Source organism: Mumia sp. Pv4-285 (assembly GCF_041320275.1).
GTDB lineage: Bacteria > Actinomycetota > Actinomycetes > Propionibacteriales > Nocardioidaceae > Mumia > Mumia qirimensis.
Genome location: NZ_CP162023.1, coordinates 4,015,312 through 4,041,336, shown reverse-complemented (window position 1 = coordinate 4,041,336; position 26,025 = coordinate 4,015,312). Strand labels below are relative to the sequence as shown.

General features: G+C 71.8%; 27 protein-coding genes. 23 read left to right on the top strand and 4 right to left on the bottom strand.

Annotation, left to right across the window (positions count from 1 at the left end):
• Positions 1-47: 47 nt before the first annotated feature.
• Positions 48-686 carry a VOC family protein gene (locus AB3M34_RS19455; RefSeq protein WP_370616426.1) on the bottom strand — a complete coding sequence of 213 codons (639 nt, stop codon included), beginning with the start codon at positions 684-686 and terminating at the stop codon, positions 48-50.
• A gap of 54 nt (positions 687-740) precedes the next feature.
• Positions 741-1,487 (bottom strand): hypothetical protein, encoded by a 747-nt coding sequence (locus AB3M34_RS19450; protein ID WP_370616425.1) that lies wholly within the window; start codon positions 1,485-1,487, stop codon positions 741-743.
• 48 nt (positions 1,488-1,535) lie between these two features.
• On the opposite strand from AB3M34_RS19450, the gene AB3M34_RS19445 reads away from it, so the two are divergent.
• From AB3M34_RS19445 to AB3M34_RS19400, 10 genes are all read left to right on the top strand, one after another.
• Entirely contained in the window at positions 1,536-2,459 is a 924-nt protein-coding gene (locus AB3M34_RS19445) for a Ppx/GppA phosphatase family protein (RefSeq protein ID WP_370616423.1), read from the top strand.
• A 24-nt stretch (positions 2,460-2,483) separates the two neighbouring features.
• A complete protein-coding gene (locus AB3M34_RS19440) occupies positions 2,484-3,323 on the top strand; it encodes a sugar phosphate isomerase/epimerase family protein (protein ID WP_370616422.1) in 840 nt (279 codons plus the stop codon).
• Positions 3,324-3,402: 79 nt separating this feature from the next.
• Positions 3,403-3,996 (top strand): TetR family transcriptional regulator, encoded by a 594-nt coding sequence (locus tag AB3M34_RS19435; protein ID WP_370616421.1) that lies wholly within the window; start codon positions 3,403-3,405, stop codon positions 3,994-3,996.
• 9 nt (positions 3,997-4,005) lie between these two features.
• Positions 4,006-4,731: an ABC transporter ATP-binding protein gene (locus AB3M34_RS19430; RefSeq protein ID WP_370616419.1), complete on the top strand. Its 726-nt coding sequence runs from the start codon at positions 4,006-4,008 to the stop codon at positions 4,729-4,731.
• Positions 4,728-5,465 carry an ABC transporter permease gene (locus AB3M34_RS19425; RefSeq protein WP_370616417.1) on the top strand — a complete coding sequence of 246 codons (738 nt, stop codon included), beginning with the start codon at positions 4,728-4,730 and terminating at the stop codon, positions 5,463-5,465. Before AB3M34_RS19430 ends, AB3M34_RS19425 begins: the two co-directional genes overlap by 4 nt.
• A 46-nt stretch (positions 5,466-5,511) precedes the next feature.
• Positions 5,512-6,309: a pyrroline-5-carboxylate reductase gene (gene proC, locus AB3M34_RS19420; RefSeq protein ID WP_370616415.1), complete on the top strand. Its 798-nt coding sequence runs from the start codon at positions 5,512-5,514 to the stop codon at positions 6,307-6,309.
• A gap of 59 nt (positions 6,310-6,368) precedes the next feature.
• The gene (locus AB3M34_RS19415) at positions 6,369-7,559 is read left to right on the top strand and encodes an acetoin utilization protein AcuC (protein ID WP_370616413.1); all 1,191 of its coding nucleotides are present in this window, start codon (positions 6,369-6,371) and stop codon (positions 7,557-7,559) included.
• Positions 7,560-7,682: 123 nt separating this feature from the next.
• Complete coding sequence (locus tag AB3M34_RS19410) at positions 7,683-7,784, top strand: 30S ribosomal protein bS22 (protein WP_100414870.1); 102 nt, start codon at positions 7,683-7,685, stop codon at positions 7,782-7,784.
• A 16-nt stretch (positions 7,785-7,800) separates the two neighbouring features.
• Positions 7,801-8,784, top strand: a complete 984-nt coding sequence (locus AB3M34_RS19405; protein WP_370616412.1) for an NAD-dependent epimerase/dehydratase family protein — start codon at positions 7,801-7,803, stop codon at positions 8,782-8,784.
• Positions 8,777-9,988 carry a lysophospholipid acyltransferase family protein gene (locus AB3M34_RS19400; protein WP_370616410.1) on the top strand — a complete coding sequence of 404 codons (1,212 nt, stop codon included), beginning with the start codon at positions 8,777-8,779 and terminating at the stop codon, positions 9,986-9,988. The genes AB3M34_RS19405 and AB3M34_RS19400 overlap by 8 nt, the downstream gene beginning before the upstream one ends.
• Here the strand turns inward: AB3M34_RS19400 and AB3M34_RS19395 are convergent.
• Complete coding sequence (locus AB3M34_RS19395; RefSeq protein ID WP_407070170.1) at positions 9,981-10,874, bottom strand: HAD family hydrolase; 894 nt, start codon at positions 10,872-10,874, stop codon at positions 9,981-9,983. The genes AB3M34_RS19400 and AB3M34_RS19395 overlap by 8 nt on opposite strands.
• 63 nt (positions 10,875-10,937) lie before the next feature.
• On the opposite strand from AB3M34_RS19395, the gene AB3M34_RS19390 reads away from it, so the two are divergent.
• From AB3M34_RS19390 to hemB, 7 genes are all read left to right on the top strand, one after another.
• Positions 10,938-12,491, top strand: coding sequence for an AMP-binding protein (locus AB3M34_RS19390; RefSeq protein WP_370616409.1), 1,554 nt, complete (start codon positions 10,938-10,940; stop codon positions 12,489-12,491).
• Entirely contained in the window at positions 12,488-12,742 is a 255-nt protein-coding gene (locus AB3M34_RS19385; RefSeq protein ID WP_370616407.1) for a glutaredoxin family protein, read from the top strand. The genes AB3M34_RS19390 and AB3M34_RS19385 overlap by 4 nt, the downstream gene beginning before the upstream one ends.
• 131 nt (positions 12,743-12,873) lie before the next feature.
• Positions 12,874-13,572 (top strand): redox-sensing transcriptional repressor Rex, encoded by a 699-nt coding sequence (locus AB3M34_RS19380; RefSeq protein ID WP_370616406.1) that lies wholly within the window; start codon positions 12,874-12,876, stop codon positions 13,570-13,572.
• Complete coding sequence (locus AB3M34_RS19375; RefSeq protein ID WP_370616405.1) at positions 13,569-14,888, top strand: glutamyl-tRNA reductase; 1,320 nt, start codon at positions 13,569-13,571, stop codon at positions 14,886-14,888. Before AB3M34_RS19380 ends, AB3M34_RS19375 begins: the two co-directional genes overlap by 4 nt.
• Entirely contained in the window at positions 14,885-15,808 is a 924-nt protein-coding gene (gene hemC / locus AB3M34_RS19370; protein WP_370616404.1) for a hydroxymethylbilane synthase, read from the top strand. The genes AB3M34_RS19375 and hemC overlap by 4 nt, the downstream gene beginning before the upstream one ends.
• A 43-nt stretch (positions 15,809-15,851) precedes the next feature.
• Positions 15,852-17,528 (top strand): uroporphyrinogen-III synthase, encoded by a 1,677-nt coding sequence (locus tag AB3M34_RS19365; RefSeq protein ID WP_370616402.1) that lies wholly within the window; start codon positions 15,852-15,854, stop codon positions 17,526-17,528.
• 2 nt (positions 17,529-17,530) lie between these two features.
• Entirely contained in the window at positions 17,531-18,508 is a 978-nt protein-coding gene (gene hemB / locus AB3M34_RS19360; protein ID WP_370616400.1) for a porphobilinogen synthase, read from the top strand.
• Positions 18,509-18,513: 5 nt separating this feature from the next.
• On the opposite strand, the gene AB3M34_RS19355 is transcribed toward hemB, so the two are convergent.
• Positions 18,514-19,767, bottom strand: coding sequence for a lytic transglycosylase domain-containing protein (locus AB3M34_RS19355; protein WP_370616399.1), 1,254 nt, complete (start codon positions 19,765-19,767; stop codon positions 18,514-18,516).
• Positions 19,768-20,026: 259 nt separating this feature from the next.
• Here AB3M34_RS19355 and hemL point away from each other — a divergent pair, with 259 nt between their 5' ends.
• From hemL to ccsB, 6 genes are read left to right on the top strand one after another with little or no spacing between them, the layout of a single operon-like run.
• Positions 20,027-21,340 (top strand): glutamate-1-semialdehyde 2,1-aminomutase, encoded by a 1,314-nt coding sequence (hemL, locus tag AB3M34_RS19350; RefSeq protein WP_370616398.1) that lies wholly within the window; start codon positions 20,027-20,029, stop codon positions 21,338-21,340.
• Between the two features lie 26 nt (positions 21,341-21,366).
• Positions 21,367-22,023, top strand: a complete 657-nt coding sequence (locus tag AB3M34_RS19345) for a histidine phosphatase family protein (RefSeq protein WP_370616396.1) — start codon at positions 21,367-21,369, stop codon at positions 22,021-22,023.
• Positions 22,020-22,616 carry a TlpA family protein disulfide reductase gene (locus tag AB3M34_RS19340; protein ID WP_370616395.1) on the top strand — a complete coding sequence of 199 codons (597 nt, stop codon included), beginning with the start codon at positions 22,020-22,022 and terminating at the stop codon, positions 22,614-22,616. The genes AB3M34_RS19345 and AB3M34_RS19340 overlap by 4 nt, the downstream gene beginning before the upstream one ends.
• A complete protein-coding gene (locus AB3M34_RS19335) occupies positions 22,609-23,370 on the top strand; it encodes a cytochrome c biogenesis CcdA family protein (protein WP_370616393.1) in 762 nt (253 codons plus the stop codon). The genes AB3M34_RS19340 and AB3M34_RS19335 overlap by 8 nt, the downstream gene beginning before the upstream one ends.
• On the top strand, positions 23,370-25,049 hold the full coding sequence (resB, locus tag AB3M34_RS19330; protein WP_370616391.1) for a cytochrome c biogenesis protein ResB: 1,680 nt from the start codon (positions 23,370-23,372) through the stop codon (positions 25,047-25,049). Before AB3M34_RS19335 ends, resB begins: the two co-directional genes overlap by 1 nt.
• On the top strand, positions 25,046-26,017 hold the full coding sequence (gene ccsB / locus AB3M34_RS19325) for a c-type cytochrome biogenesis protein CcsB (RefSeq protein ID WP_370616390.1): 972 nt from the start codon (positions 25,046-25,048) through the stop codon (positions 26,015-26,017). The genes resB and ccsB overlap by 4 nt, the downstream gene beginning before the upstream one ends.
• The last annotated feature ends 8 nt before the right edge of the window (positions 26,018-26,025 follow it).

The following is a 26,025-nucleotide window of genomic DNA, read 5'->3' as shown; positions in this document are numbered from 1 at the left end:
GTTCAACTATTCATCGGGAGAATTCCGGCACGGACGGCACGACCGGGTCAGACGCGTACGTCACCGGTCGGCGTCGCGAACGTCGCCGCCACGATGCCCGGTGTCCCGTTCGGCGCGACCCACTGCACGTCGACGTCGGTGAGCGCACCGAGCACGGACTCGCCGAGGTAGGCGGTGACCCGGTCGGGCGAACCGGCGATCTCCAGCGACCTCAGCGCGACCGCAGGATCGGCGGCGCGCGAGGGGTGCTCGGTGTCCGGCACGTCCCACTGGACCACGAACGGCAGCTGGGGGTCGGCCTGCGTCCCGCGCACGCCGATCTGCTTCCACTCCAGGTTGAACCCGTCGGGGCGTCGGCGGTTGCCGGCGACGGCGTGGCGGCCCATCCGGCGCTCGACCGGGTCCATGTCGTCCACCCGCACGACCCAGCCCAGCCAACCCCCGCCGAGCTCGGTGCGGGCACGTACCGCCTGTCCGAACGGTGCCTTGTCGGAGGCGGGGTGGTCCAGGACGCTGACGACCTCCAGGTACTGCTGGCCCTCGAGCGGAAGGACCATGTTGCGGGTCCCGAACCGGGGGTGGTTGCCCCCGTCGACGAAGGCGGATCCGAGAGCGTCGCTCAGGCGGGCGGTGGTCGCGGCGAGACCGTCAGGACCGGCCGCGAAGGAGAGGTGGTCCAAGCGCATGCCTCATTGTGACCTGAGCCACATCGCGCCGGACGGACGGGGTCCGCGGGGCGCTCAGGCGCCGGGATCGGCGCGGTGACGCGTCCGGCGGTGGTCGCCGGCGAGGTGCTCCTCGCACAGCGTGACGAGCTGCGCGTAGGCCTGGGGGCCCATCAACGCGGTCAGCTCGGCGGAGCTCGACACGTAGACCGGCTCCCGGCCGACGTGCGCCTCCGTGTTGGCGGAGCAGTACCAGTCGAGGTCGTGGCCGCCAGGGCCCCAGCCGGCGCGGGTGTACTCGCCGATGGCGACCTCGGTGTACGAGGTGCCGTCCCCGCGGTCGACGTCACGGAACTGCCGGCGGATCGGCAGCTGCCAGCACACGTCCGGCTTGGTCTCGACGAACGAGATCCCTCGGTCGAGGGCGAGCTTGTGCAGGGCGCAGCCCGTCCCACCCTCGAAGCCCTCGCGGTTGTGGAAGATGCAGGCGCCATCGTACGTCCGGGTCTTGAGGTCGCCCTCGTCGTCCGTCTCGGTCCACCCGTGCTTCTTGCCCTCGGCGCGGTGCTGCCAGTCCTGCGGGCCGAGCTGCTTGACGTACTTCTTCACACGCCGGTAGTCGTCGTCGTCGGAGAAGTGCGCGCCGAGGGTGCAGCACCCGACGTCGGGGGCGTCGGCGTAGATGCCGCGGCACCCCTGCCCGAAGATGCAGGTCCATCGCGAGGTCAGCCAGGTGAGGTCGCAGCGGAACACCTGGTCGCCGTCGGCGGGGTCTGGAAACTCCGCCCACGCACGCGGGAAGTCGAGCAGAACCTCGGGCACACCCTCACTGTAGACCGGCGCGACGTACTCGGTCGGTACCCTCGAACCATGCGTATCGGAGTCCTCGACATCGGCTCGAACACCGGGCACCTCCTGGTGGTCGACGCCTATCGGGGTGCGCCGCCGCTCCCTGCGTTCACCTACAAGGAGCCGTTGCGCCTGGCTGAGCACCTCGACGACGAGGGTGCGGTCGACTCGCGCGGCGTCAAGGCGCTGGTCCGGTTCGTCGACGAGGCCCGAGCTGTCGCCGCCGACAAGGGCTGCTCCGAGGTGATCGCCTTCGCCACCTCGGCGGTCCGCGACGCGGTGAACGCCGACAGCGTGCTTGCCAAGGTCGAGTCGCAGACCGGCGTCCGCCTCGAGGTGCTCCCCGGTGACCAGGAGGCGCGGCTGACCTTCCTCGCCGTACGCCGGTGGTTCGGCTGGTCGTCGGGCCGGCTCGGGGTGTTCGACATCGGCGGCGGGTCCCTCGAGATCGCGACCGGGCGCGACGAGACGCCCGACGTGTGCACGTCGCTCCCGCTCGGCGCCGGGCGGCTCACGCGCGAGTGGTTCCCCGAGGGGGTGCCGACCGATGCCCAGTACGACCAGCTGCGCCTGTTCGTGCGCCAGCAGGTCGCCGACAACGTCGGTGCCCTGCGCCGCGGCGGCGACTTCGACCACGTGGTCGCGACCAGCAAGACCTTCCGCTCGCTGGCGAGGCTGTGCGGTGCGGCGCCCTCGGAGGCGGGCCCGTACGTCCGCCGCGCGCTGTCGCGCGACCTTCTCGGAGCGCATCTCGACGAGCTCCGGGCGATGTCGGTCGCCGACATCGCGGCGCGGCCCGGGGTCTCCCCGAACCGTGCCCACCAGATGGTCGCCGGAGCCGTGGTCGCCGACGCGCTCATGGACCTGTTCGACCTGCCCGAGCTCGAGATCTGCCCGTGGGCCCTGCGCGAGGGTGTGCTGATCGAGCGACACGACCACATGTGACGCCACCCCCGTAACCTTGGTGGCGTGTCCGTGCCCGAGTCCGACCTCGCCGTCTCCGTGCCTGCCGCGCGGGTGACGCTCTCGACGTCGTCGGTCTACCCGGAGCCGACGGAGGTCGGCTTCGAGCTCGCGAAGCGGCTCGGCTACGACGGGGTCGAGGTGATGGTCGGGACCGACGCGACCAGCGCCGACATCGATGCCGTCGTCGGGCTCCAGGAGAACTACGACGTCCCGGTGCTGTCGGTCCACGCGCCCTGCCTGCTGATCACGCAGCGCGTCTGGGGCACCGACAACTGGGTCAAGCTCGAGAAGAGCGCGGAGATGGCGGCCGCGTGCGGAGCCGGTCTCGTCGTCGTGCACCCGCCGTTCCGCTGGCAGCGCGACTACGCTCGCGCGTTCGAGGACGGCGTCGCAGGCCTCGAGGAGCGCACGGGCGTCGTCTTCGCGGTCGAGAACATGTACCCGTGGCGTACCGGGAAGCGGGTCTTCCAGGCGTACGCGCCGGGGTGGGACCCGGTCGGCTTCGGCTACGACCACGTGACGCTCGACGTGTCCCACTGCGCGACCTCGGGGAGCGACCCGGTGGAGATGGCGGTCGAGCTCGGGCGCCGGCTCGCCCACGTGCACCTCGGTGACGGCACCGGTTCGGCCCGCGACGAGCACCTGGTCCCCGGACGCGGGCACCAGCCGGTCGGGGAGCTTCTCGGACTGCTGGCCGAGGGAGGCTACGCGGGCGACGTCGCGGTCGAGGTGACCACCCGCAAGGCCGCGGACCGCGCCCAGCGCGAGGGCGACCTCGCCGAGGCGCTCGCGTTCGCGCGGCTCCACCTCGCCGCCGCTGCTCCGGCGGCACCGGACGCCTGAACGGTCCCGTCGCCGTCGCTGCACACGAGGTTTGCACAACCTCCGGTCAGGAACCTCGCGCGGTCGTACTCTTCCGCTTATGGCAGGCAGACGTCCGGGCGCACCCGACACCCGCGGCGAGATCGTCGCCGCCGCTCGCGCGGAGCTCGCGCAGCACGGATACGACGGGACGTCGCTGCGTGCGGTGGCGCGACGGGCCGGTGTCGACCCCGCTCTGGTGCACCACTACTTCAAGGACAAGCAGCGCCTGGTCACGGCCGCGCTGTCGCTCCCGGTCGCTCCTGCCGAGGTGCTCGGACCGGTGCTCGTCGCCCCGTCGGACGACGTCGGCAGCGCGTTCATCCGTGCCCTGGTGACGTCGTGGGACGAGCCCGCCAACCGCGAGGCCGTCGTCGCGATGTCGCGCAGCGGGCTCGGCACGGCCGGGCAGGGCGAGATCGTCCGTGACTTCGTCCTGCGCGAGACGATCGCGGAGGTCGTGCAGCGGCACCGCCCGGACGCCCCGCCGGAGGTCGCGGCCCTGCTGCTCGCCCTGATGGTGGGCCTGGTCGCGGCGCGCTACCTGCTCGAGGTCGAGCCGCTGGCGTCGATGTCGGTCGACGAGGTCGTCCGTGCCGTGGGACCCGCGGCCCAGCTTCACCTGGACCTCGACCGCGTGGTCGGCAGGCCCTAGCATCGCCGCATGACGCGCACGGAAGAGCCGGCGATCACGGTCGAGCGCCTGCACGTCGTGCGCGGCGGCCGCGAGGTCATCCCGGATCTCTCGTGCACGGTCCCGGCCGGGCGCGTCACCGGGCTCCTCGGTCCCTCCGGCTCCGGCAAGTCGACGCTGATCCGTGCGATCGTCGGTGTGCAGCAGGTCGCGGGCGGCTCGGTACGAGTTCTCGGAGAGGTCGCAGGCTCGGCGGCGCTCCGTGACCGCGTCGGCTACGTCACCCAGTCTCCGAGCGTCTATCCCGGCCTGACGGTCGGCGAGAACGTCCGCTTCTTCGCCCGGGTCCTGGGCGTCGCGACCGACGACGTGGATCGGGTGCTGGAGGTCGTCGACCTCACCCGGTACGCGGACACGATGGTCGACCGCCTCTCGGGCGGAGAGCGGAGCAGGGTGTCCCTCGCGTCGGCGCTGCTCGGCTCGCCGAGGCTGCTGGTGCTCGATGAACCGACGGTCGGCCTCGACCCGGTCCTGCGGGTGCGGCTGTGGAGCCTGTTCGCCGACCTGGCCGGCCAGGGCATCTCGCTCGTGGTGTCGAGCCACGTGATGGACGAGGCCGAGCGGTGCGACCACCTGCTCCTCCTGCGAGACGGTGGCCTGCTGGCCGAGGGGGCGCCCGCCGAGCTGCTCGAGCGGACCCGTACGGACGACGTCGAGGCGGCGTTCCTCGCCCTGATCGAGCCGGGTGCCGCGTGACGGGCCGGATCACCGCCGCGATCGCGGCGCGCGTCCTGGGTCAGCTGCGCCACGACCACCGGACCATCGGCCTCATGCTGGTCGTGCCGTGCGCGCTGATCACGCTGCTGTGGTGGGTCTACACCGACAACAGCCGTCTCTTCGACACGATCGGCCCCCAGCTTCTGGGCGTGTTCGGGCTGGTCGTCATGTTCCTGGTCACCTCGATCACGACGCTCTCCGAGCGCACGTCCGGCACGCTCGAGCGCCTCTTCACCCTGCCGATGGGCAAGCTCGACTTCCTCCTCGGGTACGCGCTGGCCTTCGGGGCGGTCGCGCTCGTCCAGGGCTTCCTCGCCGCCGGCCTCTCGGTGTGGGTGCTGGGTCTGGACGTGCAGGGCGGCGTCGGTCCGCTCGTGCTCGTGGCGGCGCTGTCCGGCGTCCTCGGCACGGCCCTCGGCCTCCTCGTGTCCGCCTTCGCGGCGACCGAGTTCCAGGCGGTCCAGTTCATGCCGGCCTTCGTGCTGCCACAGCTGCTCGTGTGCGGGCTGCTCGTCCCGCGTGACGAGCTGCCGACCGTGCTGGAGTGGGTGTCGTACGCGACACCCCTGTCGTACGCGGTGGACGCGACGACCGAGGTGACCCAGCACGCGACGTGGACGACCGCGCTGACCTGGGACGTCGTCGCGCTGATCGCCTTCACGGTCGGCGGTCTGCTGCTCGGCTCGGCCACGCTGCGCCGCCGTACCCCCTGACGCTCCGCCTCCGACCGAGCGTCGTCGCCTCCCCTATCCTCGGTCCATGAGCACAGTTGCCGTGGTCGGTGCCGGCGCGATGGGGGAGGCGATCGTCGCGGGGATGCTGGCGAAGGGCTGGACCCCCGCGGACCTCGTCCTCGCCGTCCGGCGTGAGGAGCACGCCGTGGCGCTGCGCGAGGCGTACGGGGTCGAGGTGACCGACGCGGTCTCGGCGACCGCCAAGGCCGACGTGGTCCTCGTCGGCGTCAAGCCGGTCGACGTCCCCGGGGTCCTCGGCGAGATCGGCCCGCACCTGCGTCCCGACGCCCTGGTCGTCTCGCTGGCGGTCGGGCTCACCACGTCGGCTCTCGAGGCGGCACTGCCTGCAGGCACACCCGTCGCGCGCGTCATGCCGAACACCCCGGCCCAGGTCGGGGCCGGTGTCTCCGTCATCTCCGCCGGCACCTACTGCGACGACACCCGGCTCGCCGTGGTGGACGAGATCATGAGCGCGGTCGGCACCGTCGTACGCCTCCCCGAGAAGCTGCAGGACGCAGCGGGCGCCGTCTCGGGGTCGGGGCCGGCATACGTCTTCCTGGCGATCGAGGCCCTGGTCGAGGCCGGCGTCCACCTCGGGTTGCCCCGTACGACGTCGACGGAGCTCGCGGTGCAGACCTTCGCCGGCGCGGCTCGGCTGGCCGCCGAGACCGGTGAGCACCCCGCCGTGCTCCGCGAGCGCGTCACGTCGCCGGGTGGCACCACCGCCGCCGGTCTCCGACAGCTCGAGGAGCGCGGCCTGCGCGCCGCCTTCCTCGCCGCTGCCGAGGCCGCCCGCGACCGCTCGCGCGAGATCGGCGGCTGAGCGGCCTCCGCGACGGATGCCGACGAGACGCGCATCACGCGCGGGCTACGCTGGGTGGCATGGATCACGGAGCCGGCCCCGCGTGCGTCGTCAGCAGCGACAGCCTCACCGGGTACGACTTCGGCCCGTCCCACCCCATGGCTCCCATCCGCGTGGGCCTCGCGATGGAGCTGGCCGGTGAGCTCGGGGTCGTCGGCGCCGACCTCGTCGAGGTTCCCGCCGTCCCCGCCGACGACGACCTGATCGCGACCGTCCACACGCCCGACTACATCGCGGCGGTGAAGGCGGCGAGCGACGACCCGACGGTCTCCAACCTCGCGGTCGGCCTCGGCACCGACGACAACCCGACCTTCGCCCACATGCACGCCGCGAGCTCGCTCATCGTCGGCGCGTCGGTCGAGGCGGCACGCCAGGTGTGGACCGGCGGCAGGCTCCGTGCGATCAACGTCTGCGGCGGCCTCCACCACGCGATGCCCGACCGGGCCAGCGGGTTCTGCATCTACAACGACGTCGCCGTCGCGATCCGCTGGCTGCTCGACCACGGGGCCCACCGTGTCGCGTACGTCGACGTCGACGCCCACCACGGCGACGGAGTCCAGAAGGTCTTCTACGACGACCCTCGCGTCCTCACGATCTCGCTGCACGAGACCCCGCAGACGCTCTTCCCGGGCACCGGGCTGGCCTCCGAGACCGGCACGGGCGACGCCGTCGGCACCTCCGTCAACGTCGCGCTGCCGCCGGGCACCTCCGACGCGGGCTGGCTCCGGGCCTACCACGCCGTCGTCCCCGCCCTCGTCCGCGAGTTCAAGCCCGACGTCCTGGTCACGCAGCAGGGCTGCGACTCGCACATGGACGACCCGCTGACGAACCTGATGCTGAGCGTCGACGGCCAGCGGGCGTCGTACCTCGCGCTGCGCGGCCTCGCCGACGAGGTCTGCGGCGGGCGCTGGGTCGCGTACGGAGGTGGCGGCTACGCCGTGACCGACGTCGTCCCGCGGTCCTGGGCCCACCTCATGGCGATCGTCGGCGGCCACGAGATCGACCCCACGACGCCGACCCCGCCGCAGTGGCGCGCCCACGTGTCCGAGCTCAAGAGCGGCGGTGCTGCTCCGCTCCGGATGACCGACGGACGCACCCCGTCGTTCCGCGACTGGCGCGAGGGCTACGACCCCGCGAGCTGGCTCGACCGCCAGATCCTTGCGACCCGCAACGCCCTCTTCCCGGCGTACGGCCTCGATCCGATGCCCTGACGATCCGCCCGCGCCACGGGTCGGTTCACGCAGGTGCCCGGCCTGCCCGTACGCTTGGCGGGGGTTGTCCCACGTCCGGGGCATCTCACGACCCAGGCTGTGTGAAACAAAAGAAGGTGAACCGTGGGTTCTGTCATCAAGAAGCGCCGCAAGCGGATGTCGAAGAAGAAGCACCGCAAGCTCCTGAAGCGCACGCGCGTCCAGCGTCGCAAGCTCGGCAAGTAGCCCTCGGCGCACCGCGATGGGCCGCGTCGTCCTGGTGACCGGGGTCGCGCGCGACCTCGGGTCGAGGCTCGCGCGCCGCCTTGCCGTCACGCCTGGCGTGGACAAGGTGGTCGGCCTCGACGTCCAGCCGCCGACCGGCGACATGCACGGCATCAAGTACGTGCGTGCCGACATCCGGACGCCGGTCGTCGGCAAGGTCCTCGCCGTCGAGGACGTCGACACCGTGGTGCACACGAACGTCGCCGCGCCCCAGCGTCAGCTGGGGTCGACCAGCGCCGTCAAGGAGATCAACGTCATCGGGACGATGCAGCTCCTCGCGGCCTGCCAGAACTCCCGGACGGTGGAGCGGCTGGTGGTCGCCTCGTCGACCGCGGTCTACGGCACCTCCGCCCGCAACCCGGCGATGTTCACCGAGCAGACGCCGGCCCGGGCGGGGACGACGCACGGCTTCCCGAAGGACGCGGTCGACGTCGAGGCGTACGTCCGCGGGTTCGGCCGCCGACGGCCCGACGTCGCCGTCGCGACGTTCCGGCTCGGCAACGTCCTCGCGGGCGACGTGCTGTCGCCGTTCAGCGAGTACCTCCGGCTCCCGGTGCTGCCGGCGATCCTCGGCTACGACCCGCGCCTGCAGTTCCTCCACCCGTACGACGCCCTCAACGTGCTCGCGCTCGCCGCGACCGGCAACGTCGACGGCACCTACAACGTCGTCGGCCCGCAGGTCGTCACGCTCAGCCAGGCGGCGCGCCGGCTCGGACGGCCGATGCTGCGCCTGCCCTCGGTCGGGTTCAACGGCGTCACGCACCGGATGGTGCGCCTGATGAGCTCCGACTTCACGCCCGAGCTCACCCGCCTGTTCATGTACGGCCGCGTCTGCGACGGGTCGAAGCTCGAGCAGGAGCTGGGCTACGAGGTGCTCTACTCCACGCCGCAGACGTTGGACGCCTTTGCCGAGGCGATCGACCCCGGCCTTCTCTCCGCCCTCGGAGGCACCTATGCCTGACGCCCCCCAGGACCCCCAGGCCCCGCTCGGCACGAGGGGTCGTCCGGGCCGCGGCACCGGCAGCGCGACGCCGTCGTCCGCCGCACGCTCGCTCGCCGGAGGCACACCGGTGAAGCGGACCACCAAGAAGGCGGCTGCCGACCCGACGCCGGACCCCCCGAAGACCGTGAAGCGGACCACCAAGAAGGCTGCGCCGGAGCCCCCGACCGAGCCCACCCCACCGGTGACCGCCGACGAGGACGTCTCGTCGCGGCGGTCGGCGTTCTCCCTGATCGTGAACGACGCTCCCGAGCCGGCGGACGAGGATGGTCCCGGGATCCCGCTGGCGGACCTGGTCGCCGCCCTCACCCACGGCGCGCGCTCCGTCCTCGGCGAGGACTGGGAGGGCAAGGCCGCCCAGCTCCTCTCGACGCTGCGGCGGCGCCTGACCGGCGGCTACGAGATCGACGAGTTCGGGCTCGACCCCCAGCTGCACGCGATCGGCATGGCCGCGCTGCGCCCGATCGCGGAGAAGTGGTTCCGGATCGAGGTTCGCGGGGCCGAGCACATCCCGTCCGACGGTGGCGCGCTCGTGGTCGCGAACCACTCCGGCACCGTCCCGGTCGACGCCCTGATGACGATGCTGACCGTCAACGACCACGCGCACCGTACGCTCCGGCTGCTCGGCGCCGACCTCGTGTTCGACCTGCCCTTCGTCGGCGAGCTCGCCCGCAAGATGGGCGCCACGCTGGCCTGCAACGAGGACGCCGAACGGCTGCTCGGCGACGGGCACATCGTCGGTGTCTGGCCGGAGGGCTTCAAGGGCATCGGCAAGCCGTACAGCGAGCGCTACAAGCTGCAGCGCTTCGGCCGGGGCGGGTTCGTCTCGGCGGCGATGCGTGCCGGCGTGCCGATCGTCCCGGTGTCGATCGTCGGCGCCGAGGAGATCTATCCGCTCGTCGGCAACGTCCCGTCGCTGGCCCGCCTGCTCGGGATCCCGTACGTGCCGATCACCCCGTTCTTCCCGTGGCTCGGCCCGCTCGGGATGATCCCGCTGCCGAGCAAGTGGATCATCGAGTTCGGGGAGCCCGTCCGGACGGACGCGTACCCGCCCGAGGCCGCGGACGACCCGATGCTCGTCTTCAACGTGACCGACCAGGTGCGGGAGACGATCCAGCAGACGTTGTACGCGCTCCTCGTCGACCGCGGCCACCCCTTCATCTGACCCGGCGGGCTCGTGCGACGGCGAGAGCCGCGCCGGTGAGCGCCCCGGCGACGGCGGCACCGAGCATCCCGGCCTTCGCCGCTTTGCGCCCGGTCCGGTAGTCGTGGATCTCCCACCCGCTGCGCCGTGCGTGGTCGCGCAGACGGGAGTCCGGGTTGACCGCGCAGGGGTGTCCGACGAGCGAGAGCATCGGGAGGTCGTTGGACGAGTCGGAGTACGCCGAGCAGCGGGCGAGGTCGAACCCCTCCTGCCGCGCAAGCGCGACGACCGCCTCGGCCTTCGCCGGACCGTGAAGCATGTCGCCGACGAGCCGTCCGGTGTAGACGCCGTCGACCGACTCCGCGACCGTCCCCAGTGCACCGGTCAGGCCGAGCCGGCGTGCGATGATCCGCGCGATCTCGACGGGCGCCGCGGTGACGAGCCAGACCTGCTGACCCTCGTCCAGGTGCATCTGGGCGAGCGCGCGGGTGCCCGGCCAGATCCGGCCGGCCATCGTCTCGTCGAAGATCTCGTTGCCGACCAGCTCGAGCTCGCTGACCGGGTGGCCGGCGATGAACGTGAGCGCGGCGGCCCGCGCGGACTCGACGTGCTCCGGGTCCTCGACCCCGGCGAACCGGAAGTAGGCCTGCTTCCAGGCAGCGCTCGCGAGCTCGCCGGTCGTGAAGAACTTCCGCTTGTAGAGTCCGCGAGCCAGATGGAACAGCGAGGCGCCCTGCATGACCGTGTTGTCGACGTCGAAGAACGCGGCGGCGGTCGTGTCCGGCGGGACCGCGAACGCGTTCTCGACCTCGGCGGCCGCAGCGGACGCCTCGCCCGCCAGCATCGAGCGTGCGCGGAGGTTGCGTGCGCGGGGGTTGCGCGGCCGGTGGTACTCGTGTGGGTCCACGGGGGTGAGCCTACCGAGGCACGCGACCTTGCACGGAGACTCTGCTGTGCCAGACTCGTCGCCATGACGGTGAACGTCGCGGAGCTTGTCCGGCAGCAGGCAGAGCGGACCCCGGACGGCGTGGCGTTCGTGGAGGGATACGGCCCGCGCCGCACCCTGACGTGGGCCGCGTTCGACGCGCAGGTCTCGCGGGCGGCGGCGTGGTTGTCGGCCCAGGGTCTGGTCGCCGGGCAGCGCGTCGCGCTCGTCCTCTCCAACCGGATCGAGCTACCGGTCGTCTGCTTCGCCGCGCTGCGTCTCGGGCTCGTCGTGGTTCCCGCCAACCCCCGTGCGCCGCACGACGAGGTCGCTGCGCTGTGCGCGACGACCGGCGTACGCGTGGTGGTCTGCGACCCCGACTGGGCTCCGTTGTTCGCGCGCGCCGGCCTGCTCACGGTGGTCGCGGGCGCGGCCGACGGTACGGAGACGTCCGGCTCGGTCCGGTCGTTCGCCGACATCCTGCAGGTGAGCCCTGGGCCTCGCGGCCTCCCGCCCGCGCCGCAGGACCCCGAGGCCACCGCGCTGCTGATGTCGACGTCGGGCACGTCCACCGAGCAGCGCATCGTCGTGCTCAGCCACCGGGCCCTGCTCGCGAACCTCGACCAGGTCGCTGCCATCGACCCGCCCGCGATCCGTCCCGACGACGTCGTGGTCGTCATGCTGCCGCTCTTCCACGTGTTCGCGCTGAGCGCCGTGCTGATCCAGGCGGTCCGGCAGGGGGCGACCTCGGTCCTCGTCGACCGCTTCGACCCACAGAGCACGCTCGACGTCGTGGCTCGCGAGAGGGTGACGGTCGTCCCGGTCGCGCCGCCGGTCGTCGTGGCCTGGAGCGGCCGCCCCGGTGTCCAGGCCGCACTGGCCGACGTCCGTGTCGTCCTGAGCGGCGCGGCCCCCATCGAGCCGGACCTCGTCGAGGAGTTCAGCACCACCGCAGGGCACCAGCTGCAGCAGGGGTACGGCCTCACGGAGGCCGCACCCGTGGTGACCACGACGCTCGGCCGGCCCACCAAGCCAGGATCCGTCGGCGCTCCCGTGGCCGGACTCGAGCTCCGGCTGGTCGACAAGGACGGCGCCGACTCCGAGCTCGGAGACCCGGGAGAGATCTGGCTGCGCGGCCCCAACCTGCTCAGCGGGTTCTGGCCGGACGGCGCGGGCGGTCCGGACGAGGACGGTTGGTTCGCGACGGGCGACATCGGCATCTTGGACGCCGACGGCGACCTCACGCTGGTCGACCGGCTCCGTGAGCTCGTCATCGTGTCCGGCTTCAACGTGTTTCCTCGCGAGGTCGAGGAGGTGCTCGCCGATGCGCCGGGGATCGCGGAGGTCGCGGTCGTCGGCGTCGAGGACCGCGAGACCGGCGAGGCCGTGAGGGCGTACGTCGTCCCTTCCCGGGGCGTCGACGATCCGGAGGCGTTCGCCGAGGGGCTCCGCGAGTTCGCTCGCGGGCGGCTCGCCCGGTTCAAGGTGCCGCGTGAGATCGTCGTGGCCGACTCGCTCCCGCACACCACGACGGGCGAGATCTCCAAGAGCCGCCTCCGCGCGGCGGAGGCACGGCGAGGAGTGCTGGGACTGCAATGACCACCGGACCCGACGAGGCGGCGCGCGTCGTCGTCTACAGCAAGCCTGGGTGTCACCTCTGCGAGGACGCGGTCGCGCTGGTCGCGCAGGTGTGCGACGAGCTCGGCCAGGCGTGGCGGGAGGTGGACATCAGCGGCGATGCGGAGCTGATGCGGACGTACGGGGAGCAGATCCCCGTCACGTTCGTCGACGGCCGTCAGCACGACTTCTGGAGGGTCGACCCGACGCGGTTGCGTCGCGCCCTGGGGTGACCCGAGTCACTCGCGGAGGGCACTGCTCGATTTTGTTCTCACGTTCACAAGCTCTTACAGTGGATGCGCCGGGTCGACCGGCGTTAACCCCCCAGTAACTTCCGGATCCGCACCGCGGTGCCAGGAGCAATGTGAACCAGCTGCGAGCGCAGGCCAACGGCCGCCCCGTGTCGTCGGGGATCCCCGAGGCGACGGTGGCGCGACTCCCGGTGTACCTCCGGGCGCTGACGGCGCTCGGCGAGTCGGGCCTGCGTACGGTCTCCTCCGAGCAGCTCGCCACCGCAGCGGGTGTGAACTCCGCGAAGCTCCGCAAGGATCTCTCGTACCTCGGATCCTATGGCACCCGTGGTGTGGGCTACGACGTGGAGTACCTCCGCTACCAGATCGCCCGCGAGATCGGCGTCAACCAGGACTGGGCCGTCGTCATCATCGGCATCGGCAACCTGGGCCAGGCCCTCTCCAACTACGGGGGTTTCCGCTCGCGCGGGTTCCGGATCGTCGCTCTCGTCGACGGCGACGCCTCCCGCGTCGGCGAGATGCACGGCGACCTCGCCATCGCACACATCGACGACCTCGACCAGGTGGTCCGCGAGCGAGGCTGCTCGATCGGCGTCATCGCGACCCCTGGTGACGCAGCCCAGGGGGTCGCCGACCGGCTCGTGGCCTCCGGTGTCACGAGCATCCTCAACTTCGCGCCCGCCGTCCTGACCGTCCCCGCGGGCGTCGACGTCCGGAAGGTCGACCTCTCGATCGAGCTGCAGATCCTGGCCTACCACGAGCAGCGCAAGCGACCGCCCCTCGTCCAGAGCGAGGAGGTGGTCGAGTCGTGAGCGTCCTCGTCGTCGGTGTCTCCCACCGAAGTGCCCCGGTCTCCGTCCTCGAGCGCGTCGCGCTGGACGGCGACGCGGTCGCCAAGGTCGCGCACCACGCGCTCGACGCCGACCACGTCAGCGAGTCGCTGGTCGTGTCGACCTGCAACCGCGTCGAGATCTATGTGGAGGCGGACCGTTTCCACGGCTCGGTGGAGGACATCTCGGAGCTCCTGGTCGAGCACTCCGGCCTCACCCGCACCGACCTGCTCCGTCACATCTACGTCCACTACGACGACGCAGCGGTCGCCCACCTGTTCTCGGTCGCCTCCGGTCTCGACTCGATGGTCGTCGGCGAGAGCCAGATCCTCGGCCAGGTCCGTACGGCGCTGCAACGCGGCCAGGACGACGCCACCGTCGGTCCAGCCCTCAACCTGCTGTTCCAGCAGGCCCTCCGCATCGCCAAGCGCGGCCACGCCGAGACCGACATCGACAAGGCCGGGCCCTCGTTGGTGGCGGCCTCCCTCGAGGCGGTGGCGCGTTCCGGTCACCGGCTGGAGGACATGCGGGTGCTCGTCGTCGGCGCCGGTGCCATGGCGGCGCTGGCAGCCACGACGGCGGCGCGCCGCGGTGTCGCGAGCGTGGCCGTCGCCAACCGCACCGATACGACGGCCGAGCGGCTCGCCGAGTCCGTCGGCGGCACCGCTGTCCGCTGGGCGGACCTGTCCGCCGCGCTGGCCGACGCCGACCTGGTGATCTCCTGCACGGGCGCCACCGGCACCGTCATCAGGACCGACCAGGTGCGCTCGGCGATCGCGAGCCGGACCACGCCGTACGTCCTCGTGGACCTGGCCCTTCCTCGCGACATCGAGGAGGAGGTCGCGGACCTGCCGGGCGTGATGGTCCTCGGGCTCGCAGAGCTCCAGGCGATGCTCACCGACGAGCACGGCGCCGCGGACGTCGAGGCCGTACGCGGGATCGTCGCCGACGAGGTCTCGTCATTCCTCTCGGCGCGGCACGCCGCGAAGGTGACACCGACCGTCGTCGCGCTGCGCTCGATGGCCACGTCGGTCGTCGACGCCGAGCTCGAGCGCCTCGAGGGGCGCTTGCGCGACGTCGACCCGCAGGTCGTCGCCGAGCTGCGCCAGACCGTGCGCCGCGTCGCCGACAAGCTGCTCCACCAGCCCACCGTCCGCATCAAGGAGATGGCAGGGCGGCCCGACGCGCTGACGTACGCGAACGCGCTCGCCGACCTGTTCGCCCTCGACCCCGCCACGGTCGACGCCGTGAGCGCGGTCGAACGCGCCCGCTCCACGTCCGGGGGTGACCCCGCATGACGCTCCGTGTCGGGACCCGGGCGAGCGCGCTCGCCACCACCCAGTCCTCCCAGGTCGCCGCCCTGCTGACGGAGCTGACGGGCGTCGAGACCGAGCTCGTCACCGTGTCGACCGAGGGCGACCGCAGCACGCGTCCGCTCGCCGAGATCGGGGGCACGGGCGTCTTCGTGTCGGCGCTCCGAGACGCCCTCCTCGCCGGCGAGGTCGACGTCGCGGTGCACTCGCTGAAGGACCTGCCGACCGCTCCTGCCGACGGCATCCTCCTCGCAGCCATGCCCCCGCGCGTCGACCCGCGAGACGCGGTCATCGCTCGCGACGGCCTGACCCTCGGGGAGCTCCCGGTCGGCTCTCGCGTCGGCACGGGCTCCCCGCGCCGTGCCGCCCAGCTCAACGCGCTCGGCCTCGGGATCGAGGTCGTCGGACTGCGCGGCAACGTAGACACGCGGATCGCCAAGGTCCGTGATGGCGAGCTCGACGCCGTCGTGCTCGCCGCAGCCGGTTTGCGTCGGCTTGGCAGGATCGAAGAGGCGACCGAGCTCCTCGACCCGCTCCAGGTGCTCCCGGCCCCCGGGCAGGGCGCCTTGGCGTGCGAGTGCCGTTCCGACGACCGCGAGGTCGCCGGGCTGCTCGCCCGCCTCGACGACGACGCCACCCGCGCCGCCGTCACCGCAGAACGCAGCCTTCTCGCCTCGCTCGAGGCGGGTTGCTCGGCCCCCGTGGGGGCGTGGGCCGAGGTCGTCGACGACGACGGATCCCTTCAGCTGTGGTTGCGGGCCTTTGTCGGAGATCCCTCCGGCGCACCGTCCATCCGACTGTCCGCGACCGGGTCCGTCCAGGACCCGATCGGGATCGGCGAACGTCTCGCTGCCGAGATGATCGCCGAGGGTGCGGACTCGCTGATGCGAGCCACAGCCCCATGACCACCGACCCCCGTGAGCCCAACATGCCAGAGGCAGACGAGGAATGAGAACCGTGAGCACCACCACCGCCACCCGCAACCGCAAGGTGACCGAGCCGGAGCAGGCCGCGCCTGCCGCGGCTGCCGACGGCGCGACCCCGATCGCTGCCACGCGGCCGATCGGGCACGTCAGCTTCGTCGGCGCCGGCCCTGGTGACGCCAGCCTGCTCACCGTGCGCGCCAAGGAGCTCCTCGACGCCGCTGACGTCGTCATCATCGAGTCCGCGGACCAGGCGCACCTCGTACGCGAGGGCGTCGAGGTCGTCGAGGGCGGCCACGGTGAGGACGGGGGCGTCCTGACCCCCGCCGCCCGTGGCCGGCTCGTCGTCAAGCACGCCAAGCGCGGCAAGAACGTCGTCCGCCTGCTGGTCGGCGACCCCTTCACCTTCGCGTCGGGGCCCGAGGAGGCCCAGGCGTGCGACAAGGCCAACATCTCGTTCGAGATCGTTCCCGGCGTGTCCTCGGCGTCGGCGGTCCCCACCTACGCCGGTGTCCCGCTGACCACGCGCACCCACCGCGAGGTCGCCGTGATCCGGATGGGCGAGACGAAGGTCGACTGGGCGCCGTACGCCGGCGACCAGACGCTCGTCCTGCTCAGCGCGGTCAACACGATCAAGGACGTCGCGAACGGCCTCATCGAGGCGGGCCGCGACCCGAAGACGCCGGTCGCCATGACCCGCGTCGGCACGACGACCGAGCAGTCGACCCTCGTGTCCACGCTCGACGCGATCGCGGCGGACGCGAAGGCCGCCAAGATGGCCCCGCCCGCTGTCACGGTCATCGGTGACGTCGTGGACCTGCGCGACACGCTGTCGTGGTTCGAGACGAAGCCGCTCTTCGGGTGGCGCGTGCTCGTCCCGCGCACCAAGGAGCAGGCAGCGACGCTCGCCAACCGCCTCCGCGGCTACGGCGCGGTCTCGGAGGAGGTCCCGACGATCTCCGTGGAGCCCCCGCGCAACCCGCAGCAGATGGACAAGGCCGTCCGTGGTCTCGTCGAGGGCCGCTACGAGTGGGTCGCGTTCACCAGCGTCAACGCCGTCAAGGCCGTCCGCGAGAAGTTCGACGAGTACGGCCTGGACGCCCGCGCGTTCTCCGGGCTCAAGGTCGCGGCGGTCGGCGAGAAGACCGCCGAGGCGATCAGCGCGTGGGGCATCCGCCCCGACCTCGTCCCGGACGGGGAGCAGTCCTCGCGGGGGCTGCTCGAGGAGTGGCCGCCGTACGACGAGCTCCTCGACCCGATCAACCGCGTGTTCCTGCCGCGGGCCGACATCGCCACGGAGCAGCTCGTGGCCGGTCTGATCGAGCTCGGGTGGGAGGTCGACGACGTCACCGCCTACCGCACCGTGCGCGCCGCGCCGCCGCCGGCGCCGACGCGTGAGGCGATCAAGTCGGGCAAGTTCGACGCGGTCGTGTTCACGTCGAGCTCGACGGTGCGCAACCTCGTCGGCATCGCCGGCAAGCCGCACGCGTCCACCGTGATCGCCTGCATCGGCCCCGCCACGGCGCAGACGGCCGAGGAGCACGGCCTCCGCGTCGACGTGGTCGCCCCGTCGCCGTCGGCCGACACCCTCGCCGACGCGCTGGCAGACTTCGGTGCCCAGCGCCGCCAGACGATGATCGACGCCGGCGACCCGGTGACGAAGCCGTCGCAGCGGACCAAGGGCTCGCGCCGGAGGAGCTGACGATGGGGTTCGGAGAGGTCAGGCCGCGTCGGCTCCGCACCACGCCGGCGATGCGTCGGCTGGTGTCCGAGACGTCGGTCGAGGTGCGCAGCCTGGTGCTGCCGATGTTCGTCGCCGAGGGCCTGACCGAGCCGCGCCCGATCGCCAGCATGCCCGGAGTCGTGCAGCACACCCGCGACTCGGCCCGCAAGGCCGTCGCGGAGGCTGCCGAGCTCGGGCTCGGCGGGGTGATGCTGTTCGGTGTCCCCGAGCGCAAGGACGCCACCGGCTCCGGGGCCCTCGCCGAGGACGGCATCCTCAACGTCGCGATCCGCGACGCCCGTGCCGAGGTGGGTGACGCGCTGGTCGTGATGTCCGACCTCTGTCTCGACGAGTTCACCGACCATGGGCACTGCGGCGTCCTGGACCAGCAGGGCCGCGTCGACAACGACGCGACACTCGAGGTGTACGCCGCGATGGCGCTCGCCCAGGCCCAGGCCGGGGCCCACATGGTCGGCCCGAGCGGCATGATGGACGGGCAGGTCGGCGTGATCCGGCGCGCTCTGGACGGCGCCGGGTTCACGGACACGAGCGTGCTCGCCTACGCGGCGAAGTACGCCTCCGCGTTCTACGGCCCCTTCCGCGAGGCTGTCTCGTCGTCGCTGCAGGGCGACCGCCGCACGTACCAGCAGGACCCCGCCAACGGCCGCGAGGCGCTGCGCGAGGTCGCGCTGGACGTGGCCGAGGGCGCCGACGTCGTGATGGTCAAGCCCGCGATGGGCTTCCTCGACGTCGTCGCCTCCGTGCGCGCGGCCGTCGACGTGCCGGTCGCCGCGTACAACATCTCCGGCGAGTACTCGATGGTCGAGGCTGCCGCCGCCAAGGGTTGGATCGACAGGGACGCGGCGATCGCGGAGACCCTGCTGTCGATCCGCCGCGCGGGCGCCGACATCGTCCTCACCTACTGGGCGAGCGAGTACGCCGCGCGCCTCGCGCGCTGATCAGCTCAGGAGATCGTCGGACCCGTCGGTGACGGGCTCGGCGGCGTGGGCTCGGTCGTGTCCGTCGGATCCGAAGGCGTCGGCTCTCCGGTGGGCTCCGTCGGAGTCGGGTCCGGCGTCGGGCTCGGCTCGGTCGGAGTCGGGGTAGTCGTGGGATCCGTCGGCGTCGGAGTCGGGGTAGTCGTGGGATCCGTCGGCGTGGGTGTCGGCGTCGTGGGCTTCGTCGGAGTCGGCTTGGTCGGCTTCGTCGGAGTCGGCTTGGTGGGCTTCGGTGTCGGCTTCGTCACCAGGCCGCCCTCGTCCACCGGCGCGGGCGTCGGGGGCTTCTCGATGCCGATGACGGCCAGCGGGGTCGGCTGCGAACCGCCGGCTCCGGGGCCGCCGGGCACCGAGCCGAGCGGCGGCTGCGTCCCGATCGGGCCGAGCGGGGCGCCCGGGGTCGTCGGGTACGGGAAGCCCGGAAGCACAGCGAGCGGGTTCGACGTCGCGTACGACCTGGCGATCGTCAGCACCTGGTCGGCGTAGGCGGTGGATCGGTTGTAGGAGAGCAGGGCAGCCCGCGCGCCGACGTCCGTGCTGAGGTCGTGCCCACCGACGCAGAGGTAGACGGCTGCGCCCAGCGCCGCGTCGTTGATGTTGTTGGGGTCGGACTTGCCGTCACCGTCCGCGTCGACACCGACCGATGCCCAGGTGGACGGGATGAACTGCATCGGACCGACCGCGCGGTCCCACTTCGTGTCGCCGTCCCACGCGCCCTTGTCGGTGTCGGCGATGGTGGCGGTGTTGTTGGTGCCGTCGAGCGGGATGCCGATGATGGCGCGGGTGGTGGCACCCGTGCTCGTGACGGTGGCGCCGCCGAACTGGCCGTGGTTGGACTCCACCCGGCCGATCGCGGCGAGGAGCGGCCACGTCAGCTTGCACTCGGGCTTGGTGGCCGCCATGACGCTGGCCGCGCGCTGGTAGGCGAGGAGAGCGGGCGTGGGGATGTCGGAGGGCGCGTTCGGGAGCGCGGCGGGGGTCAGCAGGTTGCTCTTGGACTGCTGCTCGACCGGGTCCTGCAGGGGAGAGACCTCCAGCTGCGGTCCGGTGACGGGGACCTCGGGCGACTCCTCGGCGTACGCGCTGTAGGCGGCGCTGTCGACGGGGCTCACCTGACCGGGCATCGCGACGGCCGCACCCCAGGCCCCGGCGATCATGGCGCACGGGACGAGGGCGGCGGCGGTCTGCCACCAGCTCGTGCGCTTGGTGGAGGAACCCACCTTGCGACCGTGAATCGCCATCTCGTCGATCAACTCCTGTGAGCCCGAACTCATAAAGGTCTGCCGCGACAGGTTGTGACACCGCGGGTGCTCCGTCAACCCTAAGCGAGGTGGCGCGTTCTAGCCACCACTCTCAGACATTGGAACTCCACCGTAGGCCGGACCGGGGTTCTCGGGGGCCTTTGCGCCAGACGTTCGCCTCGACTTCATACGTTCATCCCCATTCTCCCCGACTTGGGCGGTCGGGGAGAATGGTCGGGTGTCAGGATCCGAGATCTCCCAGCAGCTGTTCGAGCGTGCTCGTGCGGTGTCGCCCGGTGGCGTGAACTCGCCCGTACGTGCCTTCCGCGCCGTCGGCGGCACGCCGCGGTTCATGCGTGAGGGGTCCGGGTCGACCCTGACCGACGTCGACGGCAACCAGTACGTCGACCTCGTGGCGTCGTGGGGCCCGATGCTGCTCGGCCACGCCCACCCCGAGGTCATCGAGGCCGTCCGTGAGGCCGCGACCCGCGGCACCTCCTTCGGTACGCCGAGCGAGCCCGAGGTCGCGCTCGCGGAGGAGATCGTCTCTCGTACCCCCGTCGACCTGGTCCGCATGGTGTCGTCGGGCACCGAGGCGACGATGTCCGCCATCCGTCTCGCCCGCGGCTGGACGGGCCGCGACCTCGTGGTGAAGTTCGCCGGGTGCTACCACGGGCACGTGGACGCCCTCCTGGTCGAGGCGGGCTCCGGCGTCGTCACGTTCGGGCTCCCCGGCACTCCCGGCATCCCGTCCGCCTCGACGTCGCAGACCCTCGTTCTCCCGTACAACGACCGCGAGGCCGTGGCTGCCGCGTTCGCCGAGCACGGGTCGCAGATCGCCTGCGTGATCACCGAGGCGGCGCCGGGCAACATGGGCGCGGTCCCGCCGCTCCCGGGCTTCAACGCCTTCCTGGCGCAGACCTGCCGCGAGCACGGTGCGCTGTTCGTCTCCGACGAGGTGATGACCGGCTTCCGCGTCAGCCGCAGCGGCCACTGGGGCCTCGACGGTGCGCAGGAGGGCTGGGCTCCAGACCTCATGACGTTCGGCAAGGTCATGGGCGGCGGGTTCCCTGCCGCGGCCTTCGGCGGGCGCGAGGAGATCATGCGCCAGCTCGCGCCGGAGGGGCCGGTCTACCAGGCTGGGACGCTCTCGGGCAACCCCGTCGCCACGACCGCCGGCCTCACCACGCTGCGGCTCGCGACGGACGACGTGTACGCCCACCTCGACTCGTTGGCGGCCACGATCCAGAGCCTCGCTGCGAAGGCGCTGGACGCCGCCGGCGTACCCCACGTCGTGCAGAGTGCCGGCAACCTCTTCAGCGTCTTCCTCGGCCGCACCGAGCCCGTCGTGAGCTTCTCCGACGCCCAGGATCAGAGTCCCGCCGCCTACAAGGCGTTCTTCCACGCGATGCTCGACCACGGTGTCTACCTCCCGCCGAGCGCGTTCGAGGCCTGGTTCGTCTCCGACGCCCTCGACGGCGACGCTCTCGAGACGATCGAGCAGGCCCTCGCTCCGGCTGCGCGGGCTGCCGCGCAGGCCGTGCGGCCCTGATCAGCGCGACCGGAGACAATGAGGACATGACCCACAGCGACCGCACCATCGTCCACCTGATGCGGCACGGCGAGGTGCACAACCCCGCAGGCGTGCTCTACGGGCGGCTTCCCGACTACCACCTCTCGGACCTGGGTCGCCAGATGGCCGAGCGTGGAGCCGAGTTCTTCGCCGAGGCGGACGTCGCGCACCTCGTCGCGTCCCCGCTCGAGCGGGCCCAGGAGACGATGGAGCCGATCGCCAAGACGCTCGGGCTCAGCGTGATGACCGATCCCCGCGTGATCGAGGCCGGCAACCAGTTCGAGGGCAAGACGTTCGGCGTCGGCGACGGCTCGTTGCGGCACCCAGGGGTCTGGTGGAGGCTGCGCAACCCGTCGAAGCCGTCGTGGGGCGAGCCCTACAAGGAGATCGCAGCCCGCATGTTCGCGGCGATGGCCGACGCCCGCGACGCCGCACGGGGGCGCGAGGCCGTGATCGTGTCGCACCAGCTCCCGGTGTGGGTCGCGCGGCTCACCGTCGAGCGGCGCCGCTACCTCCACGACCCCCGCCGGCGCCAGTGCTCGCTGGCGAGCGTGACCTCGGTGACGTACGACGGCGACGTGCCGGTCGCCGTCGCCTACAACGAGCCGGCCGGCGACCTGATCCCCGCGAAGCTCCGCAAGAAGTTCGTCGGCGGCGCATGATCCCCCGCGCCTCCCGTCGTCTCGGCGTGCGTCTGCTCGCCTCCGCTGCCGCGGTGGTGCTGCTCGCCGGCTGCTCGTCGTCGACGCAGGCGGACGAGACGACAGGGGGCTACGTGGCCGGGGACGGGAGCATCACGGTCCCGGAGGTGTCCGAGCGTGAGCCGGCGCCCGAGCTGTCCGGAGAGACGCTCGACGGCGACCAGGTCGCGCTCTCGGACTTCGCGGGCAAGACCGTCGTGGTCAACGTGTGGGGGTCGTGGTGCGCCGACTGCCGCGTCGAGGCCCCGGCGTTCGCCGCGGTCGACGCCGAGTCCGGCGACGACGTGCAGTTCCTCGGCATCAACATCCGAGACTCGCGCGCGGCGGCGCTCGCGTACGACGAGAACTTCGGCATCACCTACCCGTCGATCTACGATCGTACGGGGCAGGCCGTGCTCGGCTTCCGCGACAGCCTCCCGTCGATGGCCGTGCCGACGACGTGGGTCATCGCCCCCGACGGCACGGTCGCCGCGCGCATGCTCGGGTCGATCTCCGAGCCGACCCTGCGGGGTCTGATCGAGGACGCGAGCGGCGGTGGAGCCGGCGATGAATGAGTGGGTCCAGGAGACCGTCCTCTCGGGATCCTTGCTGGTCGCCGCCGCGGTCGCACTCCTCGCGGGGCTCGTCTCCTTCTTCTCTCCGTGCGTCGTGCCGCTGCTGCCCGGCTACCTGTCGTACGTCTCGGGGATGACCGCGGCCGAGGTCGCCGACGACCAGAAGACGGCGCGTCAGCGGGGTCGCCTGCTGGCAGGGGCCCTGCTGTTCGTGCTCGGCTTCAGTGCCGTGTTCGTCTCGTACGGCGTGTTGTTCGGGTCGATCGGCCTGGAGCTGCGCGAGTACGAGCGTCCGATCACGATCGTCATGGGCATCGTCGTGATCCTGCTCGGTCTCGCGTTCATGGGCTTCGTGCCGTGGATGCAGCGCGACGTGCGCATCCACGCCGTCCCGTCGGTCGGGCTCGCGGTCGCGCCGCTGCTCGGCGTGCTCTTCGCGATCGGGTGGACCCCCTGCATCGGCCCCGCGCTCGGTGCCGTCCTGACCCTCGCGTACGGCGAGGGCACGGCGGGGCGAGGCGCATTCCTCACCTTCATCTACTGCCTCGGCCTCGGCATCCCGTTCCTGCTCGCGGCGCTGGCGTTCAGCCGTTTCGCCCGGGCCACGATGTGGGTGCGTCGGCACCAGCGCGCGATCTCGCTGGTCGGCGGCGGCCTGCTCGTCGTCGTCGGCGTGCTCCTGGTGACGGGTCTGTGGAGCGAGCTGATGATCCGGCTCACCTCGTGGGCCGGCACGTTCGAGACGGTGGTGTGATGGCCGACGATCGACGGGCCCCGACCAAGAAGGGCCGTGGCGGCGCGGCGCCGGCGCTCTCGCTGGTGGAGACCGTGCGCTGGGCGTGGCGTCAGCTGACGTCCATGCGCACGGCGCTGTTCCTGCTGCTGCTGCTCGCGCTCGCCGCAGTCCCGGGCTCGATCGTGCCGCAGCGCTCGGTCGACCAGCGGGCGGTCCAGGCGTACTTCGAGCGCCACCCCGACCTCGCGCCCGTCCTCGACAGGCTCGGCGCGTTCCACGTCTACACGTCGGTGTGGTTCAGCGCGATCTACATCCTCCTGATGATCTCGCTGATCGGCTGCATCATCCCGCGGGTCGGCGTCTACGCGCGGGCGCTGCGGGCCCGTCCGCCGAAGGCGCCGCGCAACTTCTCCCGGCTGCCGGCCTCGGCGACGTACGAGACCACCGACGACGTCGGGTCCGTGCTCACCGCCGCCGGCGGCACGATCGGCTGGGCCCGCAAGGACACCGTCACCGAGACCGACGACGCCGGCGCGGTGGTGGCCGGAGAGGTCCGCGCCGAGAAGGGCTACCTGCGCGAGTTCGGCAACCTCGTGTTCCACGTGAGCCTCACGGTGGTGCTCGTCGGCGTCGCCTCGATGAGCCTGCTCGGCTACCGCGGCAGCGCGATCGTGGCCGAGGGCAAGGGCTTCTCCAACACGCTCACCCAGTTCGACGAGTTCACGTCGGGCGGGCTGTTCGACACCGACGACCTGCCGCCGTTCTCGCTGACCCTCGACGACCTCGACGCGACGTTCGAGCTCGACGGCCCGCAACGCGGCGCGCCCCGCAGCTTCGTCGCGACCGGCGCCGTGACCGACGCGCCGGGCGAGGACCCGCGACCCTTCGAGGTGAAGGTCAACCACCCGCTGCGCGTCGACGGCGCCTCCGCGTACCTCGTCGGCTCGGGGTACGCCCCGGTGATCCGCGTCCGCGACGGGCGAGGACGTGTGGTTTTCGAGGATGCTGTGCCGTTCCTGCCGGCGGACGCGACGTACACGTCGAACGGTGTCGTCAAGGTGCCCGAGGCGAGGCCGGAGCAGCTCGGGTTCCAGGGCTTCTTCCTCCCGACGGCGGTCTCGTTCGGTGACGACGAGATCCCGGTTTCGGCCCATCCTGGCGCCGCGAACCCGCTGCTCGGGCTCTTCGCCTACTACGGCGACCTGGGGCTCGACAACGGTGAGTCGCAGTCGGTCTACGTCCTGGACAAGGACGAGCTGACGCAGCTGACGGGCGACGACGGCAAGCCCCTGCGGATCATGCTGACACCCGGTCAGACGGTGTCGCTGCCCGACGGCAAGGGGTCGATCGAGTTCGTGGAGCTGCGGCAGTTCGCGCGGTTCCAGTTCAGCGCGCAGCCGGGCGTGATGATCCCTCTGTGGGGCGTCTCCATCGGTGTGATCGGGCTGGTCCTGTCGCTGACGATCCGCCCACGTCGTACGTGGGTCCGCGCGCGGCGGCGTGAGGACGGGGTGACCGTGGTGGAGATCGCGGCGCTCGACCGAGTGCCACGCAGCGACGTCGCGCAGAGCGTCGACGACCTGGCTGCACGGCTCGCGGAACGCACGGGGCATACTGAAACCGACTACGACACGGCGTCGGAGACACCGACTGAGACCGCGCCGACTAAGACTGCGCCGACTAAGGACCAGGCATGACACTCGAGGACTGGGCGAACTTCTCCAACGATGCCGTCGCAGCGGCGACGGCCGTCCTGGCGCTGGCCTGGCTGGCCTCGGTGGCGCAGTGGGCCTTCGGGTCGAAGGCGGTCCGCGTCGAGCGTGCCGTGGCCGCGGCGGAGCCCGCGCTGGTGGGTGGGGGCTCGAGTGGCGCCACCCCGGCGATCTCGCCCTCGGCAGCCGAGGGTGAGGCCGCCGAGGAGCGCTCCGACCTCTTCGGTCGGATCGCGTTCTCGCTGACCGTGCTCGGGTTCCTCGTCCTGCTCGCGGCCGTGGTGACTCGCGGCCTCGCCGCCGAGCGGGTCCCGTGGGGCAACATGTACGAGTTCTCGATCACCGGGATCTGCGTCGTGCTCGGTGGCTACCTCGTGATGGTCGCACTGCTGAGGGTCCAGTGGCTCGCGCCGATCGTGCTCGGGTTCTCCGTCGTGGTGCTCGGGCTGTCGATGACCGTGTACGTCCCGGCCGGTCCGCTCGTGCCGGCCCTCGACTCGTACTGGCTGGTCATCCACGTCATCTCCGCGATGGTCGCCGGAGCCGGCTTCCTCGTCGGGGCCGGCGCCTCGGTTCTCTACCTGGTCCGGACCCGCGCCGACGCCCGTGGCGGCGCGAAGGGCTACCTGGGGCGGCTGCCGAGCGCGGCGTCGATGGACCAGCTCGCATACCGTGTGACGGCATTCTCGTTCCCGGTCTGGACGTTCGCGGCGCTGATCTCCGGCCCGATCTGGGCCGAGCACGCGTGGGGTCGCCCGTGGGGCTGGGACCCGAAGGAGGTCTGGGCGTTCATCACCTGGGTCGCCTACGCCGGATACCTCCACGCCCGCGCGACCGCCGGCTGGAAGGGGAAGGCTGCGGCCATCCTGTCCCTGGTCGCTTTCGCCACGTTCCTGTTCAACTTCGTCGGCGTCAACCTGTTCTTCCCCGGCCTGCACTCGTACGCGAAGTAGGCCGCGTC